The 18,142-nt window shown below is 42.8% G+C and carries 8 protein-coding genes, 6 rRNA genes and 1 pseudogene; 8 read left to right on the top strand and 7 right to left on the bottom strand.

Going from position 1 to position 18,142, the window contains the following annotated elements:
* Window positions 1–62: 62 nt before the first annotated feature.
* Window positions 63–1,614: ribosomal RNA gene (locus BG05_RS02815) — 16S ribosomal RNA — on the bottom strand.
* A 317-nt stretch (window positions 1,615–1,931) separates the two neighbouring features.
* On the opposite strand from BG05_RS02815, the gene BG05_RS02820 reads away from it, so the two are divergent.
* Window positions 1,932–2,723: a sulfotransferase family 2 domain-containing protein gene (locus tag BG05_RS02820; RefSeq protein ID WP_002139383.1), complete on the top strand. Its 792-nt coding sequence runs from the start codon at window positions 1,932–1,934 to the stop codon at window positions 2,721–2,723.
* A gap of 93 nt (window positions 2,724–2,816) precedes the next feature.
* Here BG05_RS02820 and BG05_RS02825 read toward each other — a convergent pair whose 3' ends face one another.
* From BG05_RS02825 to BG05_RS02840, 4 genes are all read right to left on the bottom strand, one after another.
* Window positions 2,817–3,737: a DMT family transporter gene (locus tag BG05_RS02825; protein ID WP_033729644.1), complete on the bottom strand. Its 921-nt coding sequence runs from the start codon at window positions 3,735–3,737 to the stop codon at window positions 2,817–2,819.
* 360 nt (window positions 3,738–4,097) lie between these two features.
* Window positions 4,098–4,213: ribosomal RNA gene (gene rrf, locus BG05_RS02830) — 5S ribosomal RNA — on the bottom strand.
* 49 nt (window positions 4,214–4,262) lie between these two features.
* Window positions 4,263–7,185 (bottom strand): 23S ribosomal RNA (locus BG05_RS02835).
* 146 nt (window positions 7,186–7,331) lie between these two features.
* Window positions 7,332–8,883: ribosomal RNA gene (locus tag BG05_RS02840) — 16S ribosomal RNA — on the bottom strand.
* The 16S, 23S and 5S rRNA genes sit together here, the layout of an rRNA operon.
* Window positions 8,884–9,441: 558 nt before the next feature.
* On the opposite strand from BG05_RS02840, the gene BG05_RS02845 reads away from it, so the two are divergent.
* From BG05_RS02845 to BG05_RS02870, 7 genes and pseudogenes are all read left to right on the top strand, one after another.
* A complete protein-coding gene (locus BG05_RS02845; RefSeq protein WP_002170136.1) occupies window positions 9,442–10,155 on the top strand; it encodes a response regulator transcription factor in 714 nt (237 codons plus the stop codon).
* A complete protein-coding gene (locus tag BG05_RS02850) occupies window positions 10,145–11,158 on the top strand; it encodes a sensor histidine kinase (RefSeq protein WP_033733713.1) in 1,014 nt (337 codons plus the stop codon). The genes BG05_RS02845 and BG05_RS02850 overlap by 11 nt, the downstream gene beginning before the upstream one ends.
* Before the next feature lie 68 nt (window positions 11,159–11,226).
* The gene (locus BG05_RS02855) at window positions 11,227–12,156 is read left to right on the top strand and encodes an ABC transporter ATP-binding protein (protein WP_002124853.1); all 930 of its coding nucleotides are present in this window, start codon (window positions 11,227–11,229) and stop codon (window positions 12,154–12,156) included.
* Window positions 12,149–12,886, top strand: coding sequence for an ABC transporter permease (locus BG05_RS02860; RefSeq protein ID WP_002124852.1), 738 nt, complete (start codon window positions 12,149–12,151; stop codon window positions 12,884–12,886). The genes BG05_RS02855 and BG05_RS02860 overlap by 8 nt, the downstream gene beginning before the upstream one ends.
* Window positions 12,887–12,903: 17 nt before the next feature.
* Complete coding sequence (bacA, locus tag BG05_RS02865) at window positions 12,904–13,701, top strand: undecaprenyl-diphosphate phosphatase (protein WP_002124850.1); 798 nt, start codon at window positions 12,904–12,906, stop codon at window positions 13,699–13,701.
* A gap of 424 nt (window positions 13,702–14,125) precedes the next feature.
* Window positions 14,126–14,326 (top strand): annotated as a pseudogene (locus BG05_RS30990) (peptidase M20); the annotation flags it as partial.
* Window positions 14,327–14,353: 27 nt separating this feature from the next.
* Window positions 14,354–14,812 (top strand): ASCH domain-containing protein, encoded by a 459-nt coding sequence (locus BG05_RS02870; protein WP_002124849.1) that lies wholly within the window; start codon window positions 14,354–14,356, stop codon window positions 14,810–14,812.
* Between the two features lie 151 nt (window positions 14,813–14,963).
* On the opposite strand, the gene rrf (BG05_RS02875) is transcribed toward BG05_RS02870, so the two are convergent.
* Together rrf (BG05_RS02875) and BG05_RS02880 are read right to left on the bottom strand one after the other, a co-directional pair.
* Window positions 14,964–15,079, bottom strand: a 5S ribosomal RNA gene (gene rrf, locus BG05_RS02875).
* Between the two features lie 49 nt (window positions 15,080–15,128).
* Window positions 15,129–18,051: ribosomal RNA gene (locus BG05_RS02880) — 23S ribosomal RNA — on the bottom strand.
* Between the last annotated feature and the right edge of the window lie 91 nt (window positions 18,052–18,142).

Consider the following 18,142-nt stretch of genomic DNA (forward strand, 5'->3'; position numbering starts at 1 on the left):
AACTGAACGAAACAAAACAAGTCAACGTTTATTGATGAACTGCGTTCATCAATTCTCCATAGAAAGGAGGTGATCCAGCCGCACCTTCCGATACGGCTACCTTGTTACGACTTCACCCCAATCATCTGTCCCACCTTAGGCGGCTGGCTCCATAAAGGTTACCCCACCGACTTCGGGTGTTACAAACTCTCGTGGTGTGACGGGCGGTGTGTACAAGGCCCGGGAACGTATTCACCGCGGCATGCTGATCCGCGATTACTAGCGATTCCAGCTTCATGTAGGCGAGTTGCAGCCTACAATCCGAACTGAGAACGGTTTTATGAGATTAGCTCCACCTCGCGGTCTTGCAGCTCTTTGTACCGTCCATTGTAGCACGTGTGTAGCCCAGGTCATAAGGGGCATGATGATTTGACGTCATCCCCACCTTCCTCCGGTTTGTCACCGGCAGTCACCTTAGAGTGCCCAACTTAATGATGGCAACTAAGATCAAGGGTTGCGCTCGTTGCGGGACTTAACCCAACATCTCACGACACGAGCTGACGACAACCATGCGCCACCTGTCACTCTGCTCCCGAAGGAGAAGCTCTATCTCTAGAGTTTTCAGAGGATGTCAAGACCTGGTAAGGTTCTTCGCGTTGCTTCGAATTAAACCACATGCTCCACCGCTTGTGCGGGCCCCCGTCAATTCCTTTGAGTTTCAGCCTTGCGGCCGTACTCCCCAGGCGGAGTGCTTAATGCGTTAACTTCAGCACTAAAGGGCGGAAACCCTCTAACACTTAGCACTCATCGTTTACGGCGTGGACTACCAGGGTATCTAATCCTGTTTGCTCCCCACGCTTTCGCGCCTCAGTGTCAGTTACAGACCAGAAAGTCGCCTTCGCCACTGGTGTTCCTCCATATCTCTACGCATTTCACCGCTACACATGGAATTCCACTTTCCTCTTCTGCACTCAAGTCTCCCAGTTTCCAATGACCCTCCACGGTTGAGCCGTGGGCTTTCACATCAGACTTAAGAAACCACCTGCGCGCGCTTTACGCCCAATAATTCCGGATAACGCTTGCCACCTACGTATTACCGCGGCTGCTGGCACGTAGTTAGCCGTGGCTTTCTGGTTAGGTACCGTCAAGGTGCCAGCTTATTCAACTAGCACTTGTTCTTCCCTAACAACAGAGTTTTACGACCCGAAAGCCTTCATCACTCACGCGGCGTTGCTCCGTCAGACTTTCGTCCATTGCGGAAGATTCCCTACTGCTGCCTCCCGTAGGAGTCTGGGCCGTGTCTCAGTCCCAGTGTGGCCGATCACCCTCTCAGGTCGGCTACGCATCGTCGCCTTGGTGAGCCGTTACCTCACCAACTAGCTAATGCGACGCGGGTCCATCCATAAGTGACAGCCGAAGCCGCCTTTCAATTTCGAACTATGCAGTTCAAAATATTATCCGGTATTAGCCCCGGTTTCCCGGAGTTATCCCAGTCTTATGGGTAGGTTACCCACGTGTTACTCACCCGTCCGCCGCTAACTTCATAAGAGCAAGCTCTTAATCCATTCGCTCGACTTGCATGTATTAGGCACGCCGCCAGCGTTCATCCTGAGCCAGGATCAAACTCTCCAATAAAGTTAGTTTGTCTAGCATCTAAAAATAAAAATTGACGTTCACGTTGTTTGTTTCGTTCAGTTTTCAAAGAACTTGTTTGCCGCTCATTTGCGACTCCCTTATGTTAACATTTTCATATTTCAATGTCAACCAAGTTTTTTTATTTCTTTTGTCGCTTTCTGCGTTGTTGCTATCGGCGACTTGTTCTATATTACACCCCTATATAATAATAGTCAACATTTCTTTTTCATTTTCTACAAAAAAATTCCACACACTCATACCTCATCTTTATTTTACATATGTATATATAATCAAGATACATGAAAGGAGTGCATCAATTGTTGGATCCTTCCTTATTACACATCATTAGTACTAATGCAAGAAGCCCACACTATCATAGAAACTTTCCTCTCATTCTATTTTGGAGTCAAAAAAGTGGTTGTACTTCCCTTGCTAAGTGGTTTTTTTACCAGATTGATTTATTACAAACAGCTTTAAACTATCACCCCTTCATCCATAATTTCGAATATGAAATATACAAAAGTACACCGGCCTATAATATACGGCTGAGTGTAGCACTACGAGATAAACAAAAGGAAACTTTCAAACTGGTTCGCAATCCGTTTAGAAGAGCAGTCAGTTCTTTCGTGTCCTTAATTGCACCTCCTTATGTAGAAAATGAAGAATGGAAACCCATTCGAAAGTTTTTATATCAAAATGAAAATTCTCCTAAAGGAATCTCATTCAAACAATTTTTATACTACCTATTTACTAAAGGTGCTCATGCAAATGATATTAACGCTCACTTTACACAACAATATATAGCAGGTGAAGAAGAGTATGTAACCAATTATATATACTTAGAAAATTTCGATCAGGAAATGAAAGAATTAGAAAAACGTTTCGAATTAAAACCTGCACCGATAAATGAGTTTTCAACATCATGGCATCATCAAACCCCTGCCATGATTTATAAAGGGAATTTCAGCGATGCCGATATTACTGATCCTTTATTCCCTCGTCACCCGACTTTTGAAAGCTTTTATGATGATGAATGTATACAGCTCGTCAAAACAATATTTCAAAAAGATTTCGATACATATAGATATAACAAAGAATATCCCTACTAATTTAAGTCCATTATCTTCGCTAAATATAAAAAGATACCTTATACATATATATGAGGTATCTTTTTAACATTTAAACTATATAAAACATACAATTTAACAGTCCCTACTATCCATTTTATTACCCTTTAATAGATTACGTAACTTTTGCTTATCCGCCCATCCTACTCCAATTAAAACTAGACTCCCTCCCATTATTATCTTCCATGTCAGAGATTCATTTAATAGGATAATTGAAGTAATGATACTTATTAACGGCAATCCATTTAAGTACAGTCCACTTATTGATGCTGAGACCGTCTCTAGCGCTTTATTCCAGAACCAATATGCTAAAATTGTTGCCCCAATAACAAGGTATACTACACTAAATCCAATCTTCCCTGTTTCGATTTTTGGGAAACCGTAGTAAAAAATTTCTATCATTGCAAATGGCAACACAATAGCTGCACCTATCATTAGTGTTACTGTAGTGAAAACTTTATTAGATAAACGTCGTTCTTGTTTTGGCCGTTTTAACAAAACTGTGTAGAACGCAAATAAAAAGGTACTTAATAAAATAAGTATATCTCCTATTAAAGACACCTCTTGATTAGTATCGCTAGATGGAATTGTAATAAAGAGCACTCCTATAGCGCCCAACATAATTCCGATCCAATAATCCATCTGAATTTTCTCTTTCAGAAAGAACGCTGAAAAAAGAATTGTAACTAATGGCAATGCAGCATCAATAATACTAACATGTAATCCACTTGTTAAAGAAATACCATAGGATGTGAACATAAAGTACCCAGCTACACCAGTAAAAGACAGTAAACTCATTCTTTTCCATGGAATATGTTTATGTATAACTACTTTTTGTAGTTCGTTAAATGAGAAAAGCATACAAATCCCACCCGCAAAGAAAAGACGAATAAATAACAAAGTAAACGGTTGAATGGATTCTAATGCCCATTTCGTTGGTGCAATGGCTGTTCCCCATAATATAACAGCCACTAATAACATGCATATTTCTTTCATAATCCCCCACACCCATCAAAAAATATATGTTAACTACCTTAATTATAGATTTTTTCTTAGGTAAAATCCTTTAAAACCACAAAAAGGTTATGCGAAAAATAGCCATCCAGCTCTTTTTTACATAACCTTTTCATATTAAATCAAAACATTATTGTTCATTCGACAACTAAATTAACATAAAAAGGAAATCCTTACCTTCAATTTATATTTAAACGTATTACTTTATCATCCGAATTTTATTTTATACCGTTTCTATTTCATTCTTTTTTTCATCTTCAGGGTTATTAAATTTATGGATTTTAACCTTCGGTAAATAAAAATAAACACAAAAAAACCTAAGTCGAAACGACTTAGGTTTTTGCTTGGCGACGTCCTACTCTCACAGGGACAAGGTCCCAACTACCATCGGCGCTAGAGAGCTTAACTTCCGTGTTCGGTATGGGAACGGGTGTGACCTCTCTGCCATCATCACCAAACTGATGAAGGTATATTCCTTCAAAACTAGATAACATCGCTTCATATTATATGGTTAAGTCCTCGATCTATTAGTATTCGTCAGCTCCACATGTCACCATGCTTCCACCTCGAACCTATCAACCTGATCATCTTTCAGGGATCTTACTAGCTTACGCTATGGGAAATCTCATCTTGAGGGGGGCTTCATGCTTAGATGCTTTCAGCACTTATCCCTTCCGCACATAGCTACCCAGCTATGCCCTTGGCAGAACAACTGGTACACCAGCGGTGCGTCCATCCCGGTCCTCTCGTACTAAGGACAGCTCCTCTCAAATTTCCTGCGCCCACGACGGATAGGGACCGAACTGTCTCACGACGTTCTGAACCCAGCTCGCGTACCGCTTTAATGGGCGAACAGCCCAACCCTTGGGACCGACTACAGCCCCAGGATGCGATGAGCCGACATCGAGGTGCCAAACCTCCCCGTCGATGTGGACTCTTGGGGGAGATAAGCCTGTTATCCCCGGGGTAGCTTTTATCCGTTGAGCGATGGCCCTTCCATGCGGAACCACCGGATCACTAAGCCCGACTTTCGTCCCTGCTCGACTTGTAGGTCTCGCAGTCAAGCTCCCTTATGCCTTTGCACTCTACGAATGATTTCCAACCATTCTGAGGGAACCTTTGGGCGCCTCCGTTACACTTTAGGAGGCGACCGCCCCAGTCAAACTGCCCACCTGACACTGTCTCCCGGGTCGATAAGACCCGTAGGTTAGAATTTCAATGCAGTCAGGGCGGTATCCCACCAGCGCCTCCACCGAAGCTAGCGCTCCGGTTTCAATGGCTCCCGCCTATCCTGTACAAACTGTACCAAAATTCAATATCAGGCTACAGTAAAGCTCCACGGGGTCTTTCCGTCCTGTCGCGGGTAACCTGCATCTTCACAGGTACTATAATTTCACCGAGTCTCTGGTTGAGACAGTGCCCAAATCGTTACACCTTTCGTGCGGGTCGGAACTTACCCGACAAGGAATTTCGCTACCTTAGGACCGTTATAGTTACGGCCGCCGTTTACTGGGGCTTCAGTTCAGAGCTTCGCTTACGCTAACCCCTCTCCTTAACCTTCCAGCACCGGGCAGGTGTCAGCCCCTATACTTCGCCTTACGGCTTCGCGGAGACCTGTGTTTTTGCTAAACAGTCGCTTGGGCCGTATTCACTGCGGCTTTCCGTTAAGAAAGCACCCCTTCTCCCGAAGTTACGGGGTCATTTTGCCGAGTTCCTTAACCAGAGTTCTCTCGCACACCTTAGGATTCTCTCCTCGCCTACCTGTGTCGGTTTGCGGTACAGGCACCTTTTATCTCGCTAGAAGCTTTTCTTGGCAGCGGGGAATCAAAGACTTCGCTCCATAAGGAGCTTCCCCATCACAGCTCAGCCTTCACGATAAGCGGATTTGCCTACTTATCAGCCTAACTGCTTGGACGTGCACAACCAATCGCACGCTTCTTCTATCCTTCTGCGTCCCTCCATTGCTCAAACGATAAAGAGGTGGTACAGGAATATCAACCTGTTGTCCATCGCCTACGCCTGTCGGCCTCGGCTTAGGTCCTGACTAACCCTGAGCGGACGAGCCTTCCTCAGGAAACCTTAGGCATTCGGTGGACGGGATTCTCACCCGTCTTTCGCTACTCATACCGGCATTCTCACTTCTAAGCGCTCCACCAGTCCTTCCGGTCTGACTTCACTGCACTTAGAACGCTCCCCTACCACTGATACCATTGGTATCAATTCGCAGCTTCGGTGGTGTATTTAGCCCCGGTACATTTTCGGCGCAGAGTCACTCGACTAGTGAGCTATTACGCACTCTTTAAATGGTGGCTGCTTCTGAGCCAACATCCTAGTTGTCTAAGCAACTCCACATCCTTTTCCACTTAATACACACTTTGGGACCTTAGCTGGCGATCTGGGCTGTTTCCCTCTTGACTACGGATCTTATCACTCGCAGTCTGACTCCTAAGGATAAGTCATTGGCATTCGGAGTTTGACTGAATTCGGTAATCCGATGAGGACCCCTAGTTCAATCAGTGCTCTACCTCCAAGACTCTTACACTTAAGGCTAGCCCTAAAGCTATTTCGGGGAGAACCAGCTATCTCCAGGTTCGATTGGAATTTCTCCGCTACCCACACCTCATCCCCGCACTTTTCAACGTGCGTGGGTTCGGGCCTCCATTCAGTGTTACCTGAACTTCACCCTGGACATGGGTAGATCACCTGGTTTCGGGTCTACGACCACGTACTAAACGCCCTATTCAGACTCGCTTTCGCTGCGGCTCCGCCTCTTCAGCTTAACCTCGCACGGGATCGTAACTCGCCGGTTCATTCTACAAAAGGCACGCCATCACCCATTAACGGGCTCTGACTATTTGTAGGCACACGGTTTCAGGATCTCTTTCACTCCCCTTCCGGGGTGCTTTTCACCTTTCCCTCACGGTACTGGTTCACTATCGATCACTAGGGAGTATTTAGCCTTGGGAGATGGTCCTCCCAGATTCCGACGGAATTTCACGTGTTCCGCCGTACTCAGGATACATTCAAGAGAGAACGAAGTTTCGACTACGGGGTTGTTACCCTCTGTGACGGACCTTTCCAGGTCGCTTCGTCTACCTCGTTCCTTTGTAACTCCGTATAGAATGTCCTACAACCCCAAGAGGCAAGCCTCTTGGTTTGGGCTAGATTCCGTTTCGCTCGCCGCTACTCAGGAAATCGCATTTGCTTTCTCTTCCTCCAGGTACTTAGATGTTTCAGTTCCCTGGGTCTGTCTTCCATACCCTATGTATTCAGGTAAGGATACCATACCATTACGTATAGTGGGTTTCCCCATTCGGAAATCTTCGGATCAAAGCTTACTTACAGCTCCCCGAAGCATATCGGCGTTAGTCCCGTCCTTCATCGACTCCTAGTGTCAAGGCATCCACCGTGCGCCCTTTCTAACTTAACCAAACTAAAATTAAAAAAATATGAGCTACACTGTTATCTAGTTTTCAAAGAACATACATTTAAACTTGAGAGATAGTTCTCTCAAAACTGAACGAAACAAAACAAGTCAACGTTTATTGATGAACTGCGTTCATCAATTCTCCATAGAAAGGAGGTGATCCAGCCGCACCTTCCGATACGGCTACCTTGTTACGACTTCACCCCAATCATCTGTCCCACCTTAGGCGGCTGGCTCCATAAAGGTTACCCCACCGACTTCGGGTGTTACAAACTCTCGTGGTGTGACGGGCGGTGTGTACAAGGCCCGGGAACGTATTCACCGCGGCATGCTGATCCGCGATTACTAGCGATTCCAGCTTCATGTAGGCGAGTTGCAGCCTACAATCCGAACTGAGAACGGTTTTATGAGATTAGCTCCACCTCGCGGTCTTGCAGCTCTTTGTACCGTCCATTGTAGCACGTGTGTAGCCCAGGTCATAAGGGGCATGATGATTTGACGTCATCCCCACCTTCCTCCGGTTTGTCACCGGCAGTCACCTTAGAGTGCCCAACTTAATGATGGCAACTAAGATCAAGGGTTGCGCTCGTTGCGGGACTTAACCCAACATCTCACGACACGAGCTGACGACAACCATGCACCACCTGTCACTCTGCTCCCGAAGGAGAAGCTCTATCTCTAGAGTTTTCAGAGGATGTCAAGACCTGGTAAGGTTCTTCGCGTTGCTTCGAATTAAACCACATGCTCCACCGCTTGTGCGGGCCCCCGTCAATTCCTTTGAGTTTCAGCCTTGCGGCCGTACTCCCCAGGCGGAGTGCTTAATGCGTTAACTTCAGCACTAAAGGGCGGAAACCCTCTAACACTTAGCACTCATCGTTTACGGCGTGGACTACCAGGGTATCTAATCCTGTTTGCTCCCCACGCTTTCGCGCCTCAGTGTCAGTTACAGACCAGAAAGTCGCCTTCGCCACTGGTGTTCCTCCATATCTCTACGCATTTCACCGCTACACATGGAATTCCACTTTCCTCTTCTGCACTCAAGTCTCCCAGTTTCCAATGACCCTCCACGGTTGAGCCGTGGGCTTTCACATCAGACTTAAGAAACCACCTGCGCGCGCTTTACGCCCAATAATTCCGGATAACGCTTGCCACCTACGTATTACCGCGGCTGCTGGCACGTAGTTAGCCGTGGCTTTCTGGTTAGGTACCGTCAAGGTGCCAGCTTATTCAACTAGCACTTGTTCTTCCCTAACAACAGAGTTTTACGACCCGAAAGCCTTCATCACTCACGCGGCGTTGCTCCGTCAGACTTTCGTCCATTGCGGAAGATTCCCTACTGCTGCCTCCCGTAGGAGTCTGGGCCGTGTCTCAGTCCCAGTGTGGCCGATCACCCTCTCAGGTCGGCTACGCATCGTCGCCTTGGTGAGCCGTTACCTCACCAACTAGCTAATGCGACGCGGGTCCATCCATAAGTGACAGCCGAAGCCGCCTTTCAATTTCGAACTATGCAGTTCAAAATATTATCCGGTATTAGCCCCGGTTTCCCGGAGTTATCCCAGTCTTATGGGTAGGTTACCCACGTGTTACTCACCCGTCCGCCGCTAACTTCATAAGAGCAAGCTCTTAATCCATTCGCTCGACTTGCATGTATTAGGCACGCCGCCAGCGTTCATCCTGAGCCAGGATCAAACTCTCCAATAAAGTTAGTTTGTCTAGCATCTAAAAATAAAAATTGACGTTCACGTTGTTTGTTTCGTTCAGTTTTCAAAGAACTTGTTTGTCGCTCATTTGCGACTCCCTTATGTTAACATTTTCATATTTCAATGTCAACCAAGTTTTTTTATTTCTTTTGTCGCTTTCTGCGTTGTTGCTATCGGCGACTTGTCCTATACTACACCTCTATATACTAATCGTCAATACCTTTTTACAAAGAAATTTAATTTAGTACCTTTGCACTCTTTTAACTCTAGATAAGGCCCTACAAAGATCTCATTAAAATAGAAACCATCGTCTACTTTTCTTTACCAATCTATTCTTCTAAATACTATTCAATTTAGGCACTTCTCTATTTCAAAGGACTCGCTTCCCCCATCTTACCGAACTCATACAATTGATTCTTTTCAGCTAAACTAGCAACCTTATTTTAACAATTAATAGTATATAATTAGAAAGTTGCTTTATTTTTTATTACCGCTCCCTATTCCCCTTTGTTTATCAAGTTGTAATATCAATAACATTCTATTAGAAACAGGTGACGATATGAAAGATATACGTATTCTTATAGCAGATGACGATAAAGAAATTCGAGACTTATTAAAAAGATATTTAGAACGAGAATTATATATGGTAGATACTGCAATTAATGGCGAAGAAGCGTTGTGCTTATTTAACAAAAATAACTACAACCTCGTTATATTAGATCTTATGATGCCGAAAGTAGATGGTATCGAAGTGTGTAGAAAACTTAGAGATACAACCAACATTCCTATATTAATGCTAACTGCTAAAGATCACGAAGTTGATAAAATTTTGGGCTTAAGCATAGGTGCTGATGATTATATTACGAAACCTTTCAGTATTCACGAAGTGGTTGCAAGAGTAAAAGCTCTTATGCGACGTTTTTTAGTTCTTGGAAGTAACACTAACGTACAAGAGAAAACAGCTTTAACATTTAAAGGACTAACTATCGATTTTAAAAAATACACAGTCCATACGAACGGAAAAGAAATCAACTTAACTGGAAAAGAACTTGAACTATTAAAATTCTTCGCTTCAAACCCAGAGCAAGTATTTACGAAAACACAACTCTTTCGGAATGTATGGGACGATAATTATATAGAAGATGATAATACAGTTATGGTGCATATTAGAAAGCTTAGAAAGAAAATAGAAATCGATTCTTCCAATCCAAAATTCATTCAGACTGTATGGGGAATCGGTTATAAGTTTGTAGGTGAAAAGGTTGAAAAATGATAAGATCCTCATTCTTATTTCATTACAACTTATCATTTGCGGACTTTTAAATATAGATATGGGATACCATGTAAAAATATCTTTATTTATTGCTCTTATCATAATCACAATATATCTTTTCTTTTCAAGAGTTCACTTTATTCAAAGCAACGAATCGATGGTTACTAAATTAAGCCGTGCACTTAAAGGGAATTTACAAACGAGGCTATTCACAAATAACGACCGTTCACTAAATAGTATCGTGTTTTCAATAAACGACTTAATAACTGCATTAGAAAAGGGTCAGATCGAAGCAAGGAAATCCCAAGAAGCTAGAAAACAACTTTTATCTAATATCTCACATGATATCCGAACACCACTTACTTCTATTATTGGATATATTGATGCTTTAAAAGATGATGTCGCTGCTTCTGAAGTAGAAAAGCAAGAATATCTTGAAATACTTTATAAGAAATCGAATGACTTAAAACATCTGGTCGATGAAATCTTTAATATGGCCAAGCTAGATGCTGATGAATTTCCATTAAAAGAAGAAGAACTCGATTTTTCTGAAGTTACTAGAGAAGTATTAATCGAATTTTTACCCGAGCTATCAAAACATAACATTGAACTACAAGTTCTCATACCAGAATCTACTTCCCCTATTATTGCAGATCACCTTAGCCTTATACGAATTATAGGTAATCTAATAAAAAACGCTATCCATCACGGAAAAGCTGGGAAAATAGTAGGAGTCGAACTACTAGAAACCAATACAGAATATGAGCTTCTTATTTGGGACAAGGGACCCGGTATTCCAAAACATGATTTACAAAACGTATTTAAGCGGATGTACCGCAGCGAACAATCAAGAAATCCTTCTTACGGTGGTAGTGGCCTCGGACTTTCTATTTCTAAAGCCCTCGTTGAAAAAAATGGTGGGAGCATATGGGTTGACAGTATTCCCTGGGAACGAACTACTTTTGGTTTTTCCGTCCCAAAACACACTACTTTTAAGAAATAGTTAAGAAATGATTAATATGCAGTTAAACCTTCCTTTTTATTATGTAATTAAGAACTTATAGAAAGTAGGTGCCCCCTATAAATACAATTATAAAAACGACAAACCTTACTAAAGTTTATGGGAACCAAAAGTCAGTAGATAATCTAAATATAAATGTACAGCAAGGAGAGATTTATGGATTCATAGGGCGTAACGGTGCTGGTAAAACAACTACAATCCGTATGCTGCTTAGTCTTATAAAACCTACAAGTGGAAATATAGAAATATTCGGTGAGGATTTACTTCGGAATCCAAAAGAAATTTTAAGAAGAATTGGTTCTATCGTTGAAGTCCCAGGATTTTATGAAAACTTAACTGCAAGAGAGAACTTATTAATTAATGCAAAGATAATTGGAGTTCACAAAAGGAATGCAATTGAAGAAGCATTAGAAATTGTAGGCTTGCAGCACGAAACAAAAAAATTAGTAGGAAAATACTCTTTAGGAATGAAGCAACGCTTAGGAATTGCACGTGCTCTTCTCCATTATCCTGAACTACTCATACTAGATGAACCAACTAACGGACTAGATCCAATCGGTATTAAAGAAATGCGAAAACTCATTAAATCTTTAGCTCAAGACAGAAATATAACGATACTCATTTCTAGTCATATATTAGCTGAGGTGGAACAACTAGTCGATCGTATGGGAATTATTCATGAAGGAAGGTTATTAGAAGAAGTTTCTCTTGATACACTGCGTAAAGCCAATCGTAAGTACATAGAATTCCAGGTAAATAATGATAATAAAGCTGCGATGCTATTAGAAAAGCATTTTCAAATTTTTGATTATGAGGTACATGATGAAGGAAATATTCGCGTTTATTCTCACTTTGGACAGCAAGGACACATTAATAGAACGTTAGTTCGTAATGATGTTGAAGTATTAAAAATTGTGATGAGCGAAGATAGACTAGAAGATTATTTCACCAAACTAGTTGGGGGTGGCGCAATTGGTTAATCTTCTTTATACAGAACTATTAAAATTGAAACGATCCAATATGTTTTTGATTAGTATTATCGGAGCAGGTGTCGCGCCATTTTTAGTGGTTGTAGCTTCTTATATACACATGAAGACAAAGCAACCTACTCCAACTATTTTATTTGGTCAACTGTTCACTGAAGTTAACCTATACACTACTTTAATTATAGGATTCCCCTTATATGGAGTTGTGATCGCTTATCTATTTACCCGTGAATACACGGAAGATACATTAAAAAATTTGCTAACTATCCCAGTATCACGTATTAGCTTTATTATAAGTAAGTTTATCCTTCTATTCCTTTGGATCATGATGCTAACTTTAGTTGCTTGGACGCTAACTTTATTATTAGGGCTAATAGGTAGCTTCCCTGGGTTTAGTATCACCTTACTTTTAGGCTCTCTCATAAAATTTTTAATATGTGGTGGACTTCTCTTTCTTTTGTCTTCACCTATTGTACTACTAACTCTTGTAATGAAGACCTATGTACCGCCTATTATATTAACAATCATTATTACAATGACTAACCTTATGATCGTAAATTCAAAACATAAAGACCTATTCCCATGGACCGCTACTCTAGATATAGCAAATAACGAATTACAACCGACTTATCCATCAGAGTATTCTTATATCATCATTGCAGTAACAGCGATTTTCGGATTTATTACAACACTATTCTATTTTAAAAGGGTGGATATTCATTAATTTATAGGAGTGAAACTATGAGCGATCTTATCATTGCCTTCATACTTGGTATTGTAGAAGGGTTAGCTGAATTTTTACCCATCTCTTCTACTGGCCATCTTATATTAGTCGGACATTTATTAGGTTTTGAAGGAGAAAGGGCAAAAACGTTTGAAATTGTCATACAGTTAGGAGCAATTTTAGCTATCGCGATTTTATATCATAAACGCCTTGTTTCTTTATGTAATATTAAACCCCTTCTACGGAAAGAGAAAAAATTCAATGCATTACATGTTTTTCTCGGTGTATTCCCAGCAGTAGTTGTTGGCCTATTATTACATGATGTTATTAAAACATACTTATTTCAGCCGTATACTGTCGTAATCGGACTTGTAGCAGGAGCAATTCTTATGATTTTTGCAGAAGCAAAAAAAGCAGAGGCAACCGCCTTTTCACTAGATGATTTAACATACCGTCAAGCATTAACAATTGGATTATTTCAATGCTTAGCAGTATATCCTGGCTTCTCTAGAGCGGGCTCTACTATTTCTGGAGGGCTATTAGCAAAAGTAAATTATAAGGCTGCATCTGAGTTCTCTTTTCTCATTGCCATTCCTGTAATGGCCGGAGCTACAGGGTTAGACTTATTAAAAAGTTGGAAGTATTTAAGTGTAGATGATATTCCTATGTTTGCGGTAGGATTCATTACCTCTTTTCTTGTAGCAATGCTAGCGGTAGTAACCTTCCTGAAGCTTTTAGAAAAGATAGGTTTAAAACCTTTTGCATATTATCGTATTTTGTTAGCCATTGTATTTACACTTTTCGTATTGCTATAGCTTCATATAAGTCACATATTATTAAACCGATATTCAAGGAATATCGGTTTTTATCTATTTCACCTCTAGTATTACTCACTTCAATGTGGCATAGTGGATAATAGATCAATATTAATAACCAGAATATTCTTTACCTTTAAACAACACTTCATTAAAATATGTAACGTTAAAAGCTATATTTGAAATCCGAACCTAGTAATAGCATTTCTTCTTTATACACATATGCTGAAGTAAAAATAAGCACCTCAATTGATTGAGTCTACCCATTACACCACGATAGAACTAATGTTCTCACTCCTTTGCTATACATCACTTCTTCCTTGTTTCTATATTTATGGAAGCGAAGTACGTGTAGGTGATCGGGCATTGACCCTAACTTTATTGCAGCCCAAATCACAAATAGACTACATAACAACTATATCCATTACCATACGAAACAATTCGAAAATTGAACATCCCGTCTATTAATATGGGCGTCTACGGGGAAAATGGTCATAAATGGACAGAACAAGTTTATAAACCATATTCCTTCAGCGTATTACTTGTATTAATCCGTAATACAACAACCCAGATTTTATATGACTACAAAACTATTACAAATAAGCAAGTTGCTCAAAGCTTATAAAAAAATTAAAGCGAGGTAAATATACAAATGAATCCATTAGCACAATCATATTGGGATACTTATTGGGGAAACAATAAAAAACCAGAATCTGTTACAGCTTGGCAATTTGGTGATTCTCCTGATTATCTCGCTCAATTAGTCATTGATGGTGTGAAAACCGCAACATGCTCGGGCCATATTTTTTACGAATTAGAAAATGAACCACTACCAACAACTAACGATTATAGTATTGTACTCAATAGTCAGGATGAACCTGTAGCTATTATCAAGACAATAGAAGTAACTATAATGCCAATGAATGAAGTGACTGAAGAATTTGCTGTAGCTGAGGGTGAAGGCGATCTTACTTATAATTACTGGAGAGACACCCATATACAGTTCTTTACAAAGGAACTAAGCGAACTTGGTCTTAGTTTTTCTGAAGATATGCTGCTCGTTTGCGAACGTTTTAAGCTTATCGATGTAAAAAACAAAGTGAAGCTATGATAAATAACGATTTTACCGGAAGTCCATACTAGATAAATACATTTATTTTTAAACAAATAAGCTTGTTATCAATGGATTTCTTGAGCCATTAATAACAAGCTTATTTCATTAAACACAAAAAAGACGAGTCATTCTGACTCGTCTTAAAGTTGCTTGGCGACGTCCTACTCTCACAGGGACAAGGTCCCAACTACCATCGGCGCTAGAGAGCTTAACTTCCGTGTTCGGTATGGGAACGGGTGTGACCTCTCTGCCATCATCACCAAACTGATGAAGGTATATTCCTTCAAAACTAGATAACATCGCTTCATATTATATGGTTAAGTCCTCGATCTATTAGTATTCGTCAGCTCCACATGTCACCATGCTTCCACCTCGAACCTATCAACCTGATCATCTTTCAGGGATCTTACTAGCTTACGCTATGGGAAATCTCATCTTGAGGGGGGCTTCATGCTTAGATGCTTTCAGCACTTATCCCTTCCGCACATAGCTACCCAGCTATGCCCTTGGCAGAACAACTGGTACACCAGCGGTGCGTCCATCCCGGTCCTCTCGTACTAAGGACAGCTCCTCTCAAATTTCCTGCGCCCACGACGGATAGGGACCGAACTGTCTCACGACGTTCTGAACCCAGCTCGCGTACCGCTTTAATGGGCGAACAGCCCAACCCTTGGGACCGACTACAGCCCCAGGATGCGATGAGCCGACATCGAGGTGCCAAACCTCCCCGTCGATGTGGACTCTTGGGGGAGATAAGCCTGTTATCCCCGGGGTAGCCTTTATCCGTTGAGCGATGGCCCTTCCATGCGGAACCACCGGATCACTAAGCCCGACTTTCGTCCCTGCTCGACTTGTAGGTCTCGCAGTCAAGCTCCCTTATGCCTTTGCACTCTACGAATGATTTCCAACCATTCTGAGGGAACCTTTGGGCGCCTCCGTTACACTTTAGGAGGCGACCGCCCCAGTCAAACTGCCCACCTGACACTGTCTCCCGGGTCGATAAGACCCGTAGGTTAGAATTTCAATACAGTCAGGGCGGTATCCCACCAGCGCCTCCACCGAAGCTAGCGCTCCGGTTTCAATGGCTCCCGCCTATCCTGTACAAACTGTACCAAAATTCAATATCAGGCTACAGTAAAGCTCCACGGGGTCTTTCCGTCCTGTCGCGGGTAACCTGCATCTTCACAGGTACTATAATTTCACCGAGTCTCTGGTTGAGACAGTGCCCAAATCGTTACACCTTTCGTGCGGGTCGGAACTTACCCGACAAGGAATTTCGCTACCTTAGGACCGTTATAGTTACGGCCGCCGTTTACTGGGGCTTCAGTTCAGAGCTTCGCTTACGCTAACCCCTCTCCTTAACCTTCCAGCAACCGGGCAGGTGTCAGCCCCTATACTTCGCCTTACGGCTTCGCAGAGACCTGTGTTTTTGCTAAACAGTCGCTTGGGCCTATTCACTGCGGCTTTCCGTTAAGAAAGCACCCCTTCTCCCGAAGTTACGGGGTCATTTTGCCGAGTTCCTTAACCAGAGTTCTCTCGCACACCTTAGGATTCTCTCCTCGCCTACCTGTGTCGGTTTGCGGTACAGGCACCTTTTATCTCGCTAGAAGCTTTTCTTGGCAGCGGGGAATCAAAGACTTCGCTCCATAAGGAGCTTCCCCATCACAGCTCAGCCTTCACGATAAGCGGATTTGCCTACTTATCAGCCTAACTGCTTGGACGTGCACAACCAATCGCACGCTTCTTCTATCCTTCTGCGTCCCTCCATTGCTCAAACGATAAAGAGGTGGTACAGGAATATCAACCTGTTGTCCATCGCCTACGCCTGTCGGCCTCGGCTTAGGTCCTGACTAACCCTGAGCGGACGAGCCTTCCTCAGGAAACCTTAGGCATTCGGTGGACGGGATTCTCACCCGTCTTTCGCTACTCATACCGGCATTCTCACTTCTAAGCGCTCCACCAGTCCTTCCGGTCTGACTTCACTGCACTTAGAACGCTCCCCTACCACTGATACCATTGGTATCAATTCGCAGCTTCGGTGGTGTATTTAGCCCCGGTACATTTTCGGCGCAGAGTCACTCGACTAGTGAGCTATTACGCACTCTTTAAATGGTGGCTGCTTCTGAGCCAACATCCTAGTTGTCTAAGCAACTCCACATCCTTTTCCACTTAATACACACTTTGGGACCTTAGCTGGCGATCTGGGCTGTTTCCCTCTTGACTACGGATCTTATCACTCGCAGTCTGACTCCTAAGGATAAGTCATTGGCATTCGGAGTTTGACTGAATTCGGTAATCCGATGAGGACCCCTAGTTCAATCAGTGCTCTACCTCCAAGACTCTTACACTTAAGGCTAGCCCTAAAGCTATTTCGGGGAGAACCAGCTATCTCCAGGTTCGATTGGAATTTCTCCGCTACCCACACCTCATCCCCGCACTTTTCAACGTGCGTGGGTTCGGGCCTCCATTCAGTGTTACCTGAACTTCACCCTGGACATGGGTAGATCACCTGGTTTCGGGTCTACGACCACGTACTAAACGCCCTATTCAGACTCGCTTTCGCTGCGGCTCCGCCTCTTCAGCTTAACCTCGCACGGGATCGTAACTCGCCGGTTCATTCTACAAAAGGCACGCCATCACCCATTAACGGGCTCTGACTATTTGTAGGCACACGGTTTCAGGATCTCTTTCACTCCCCTTCCGGGGTGCTTTTCACCTTTCCCTCACGGTACTGGTTCACTATCGATCACTAGGGAGTATTTAGCCTTGGGAGATGGTCCTCCCAGATTCCGACGGAATTTCACGTGTTCCGCCGTACTCAGGATACATTCAAGAGAGAACGAAGTTTCGACTACGGGGTTGTTACCCTCTGTGACGGACCTTTCCAGGTCGCTTCGTCTACCTCGTTCCTTTGTAACTCCGTATAGAATGTCCTACAACCCCAAGAGGCAAGCCTCTTGGTTTGGGCTAGATTCCGTTTCGCTCGCCGCTACTCAGGAAATCGCATTTGCTTTCTCTTCCTCCAGGTACTTAGATGTTTCAGTTCCCTGGGTCTGTCTTCCATACCCTATGTATTCAGGTAAGGATACCATACCATTACGTATAGTGGGTTTCCCCATTCGGAAATCTTCGGATCAAAGCTTACTTACAGCTCCCCGAAGCATATCGGCGTTAGTCCCGTCCTTCATCGACTCCTAGTGTCAAGGCATCCACCGTGCGCCCTTTCTAACTTAACCAAACTAAAATTAAAAAAATATGAGCTACACTGTTATCTAGTTTTCAAAGAACATACATTTAAACTTGAGAGATAGTTCTCTCAAAACTGAA

The organism is Bacillus mycoides (assembly GCF_000832605.1).
GTDB classification, from domain to species: Bacteria; Bacillota; Bacilli; order Bacillales; family Bacillaceae_G; genus Bacillus_A; species Bacillus_A mycoides.

Coding starts and splice junctions, on each gene's coding strand:
- BG05_RS02825 (WP_033729644.1), bottom strand. CDS start 3,737: ATGAAAGAAATATGCATGTTATTAGTGGCTGTTATATTATGGGGAACA.
- BG05_RS02845 (WP_002170136.1), top strand. CDS start 9,442: ATGAAAGATATACGTATTCTTATAGCAGATGACGATAAAGAAATTCGA.
- BG05_RS02870 (WP_002124849.1), top strand. CDS start 14,354: ATGAATCCATTAGCACAATCATATTGGGATACTTATTGGGGAAACAAT.
- bacA (WP_002124850.1), top strand. CDS start 12,904: ATGAGCGATCTTATCATTGCCTTCATACTTGGTATTGTAGAAGGGTTA.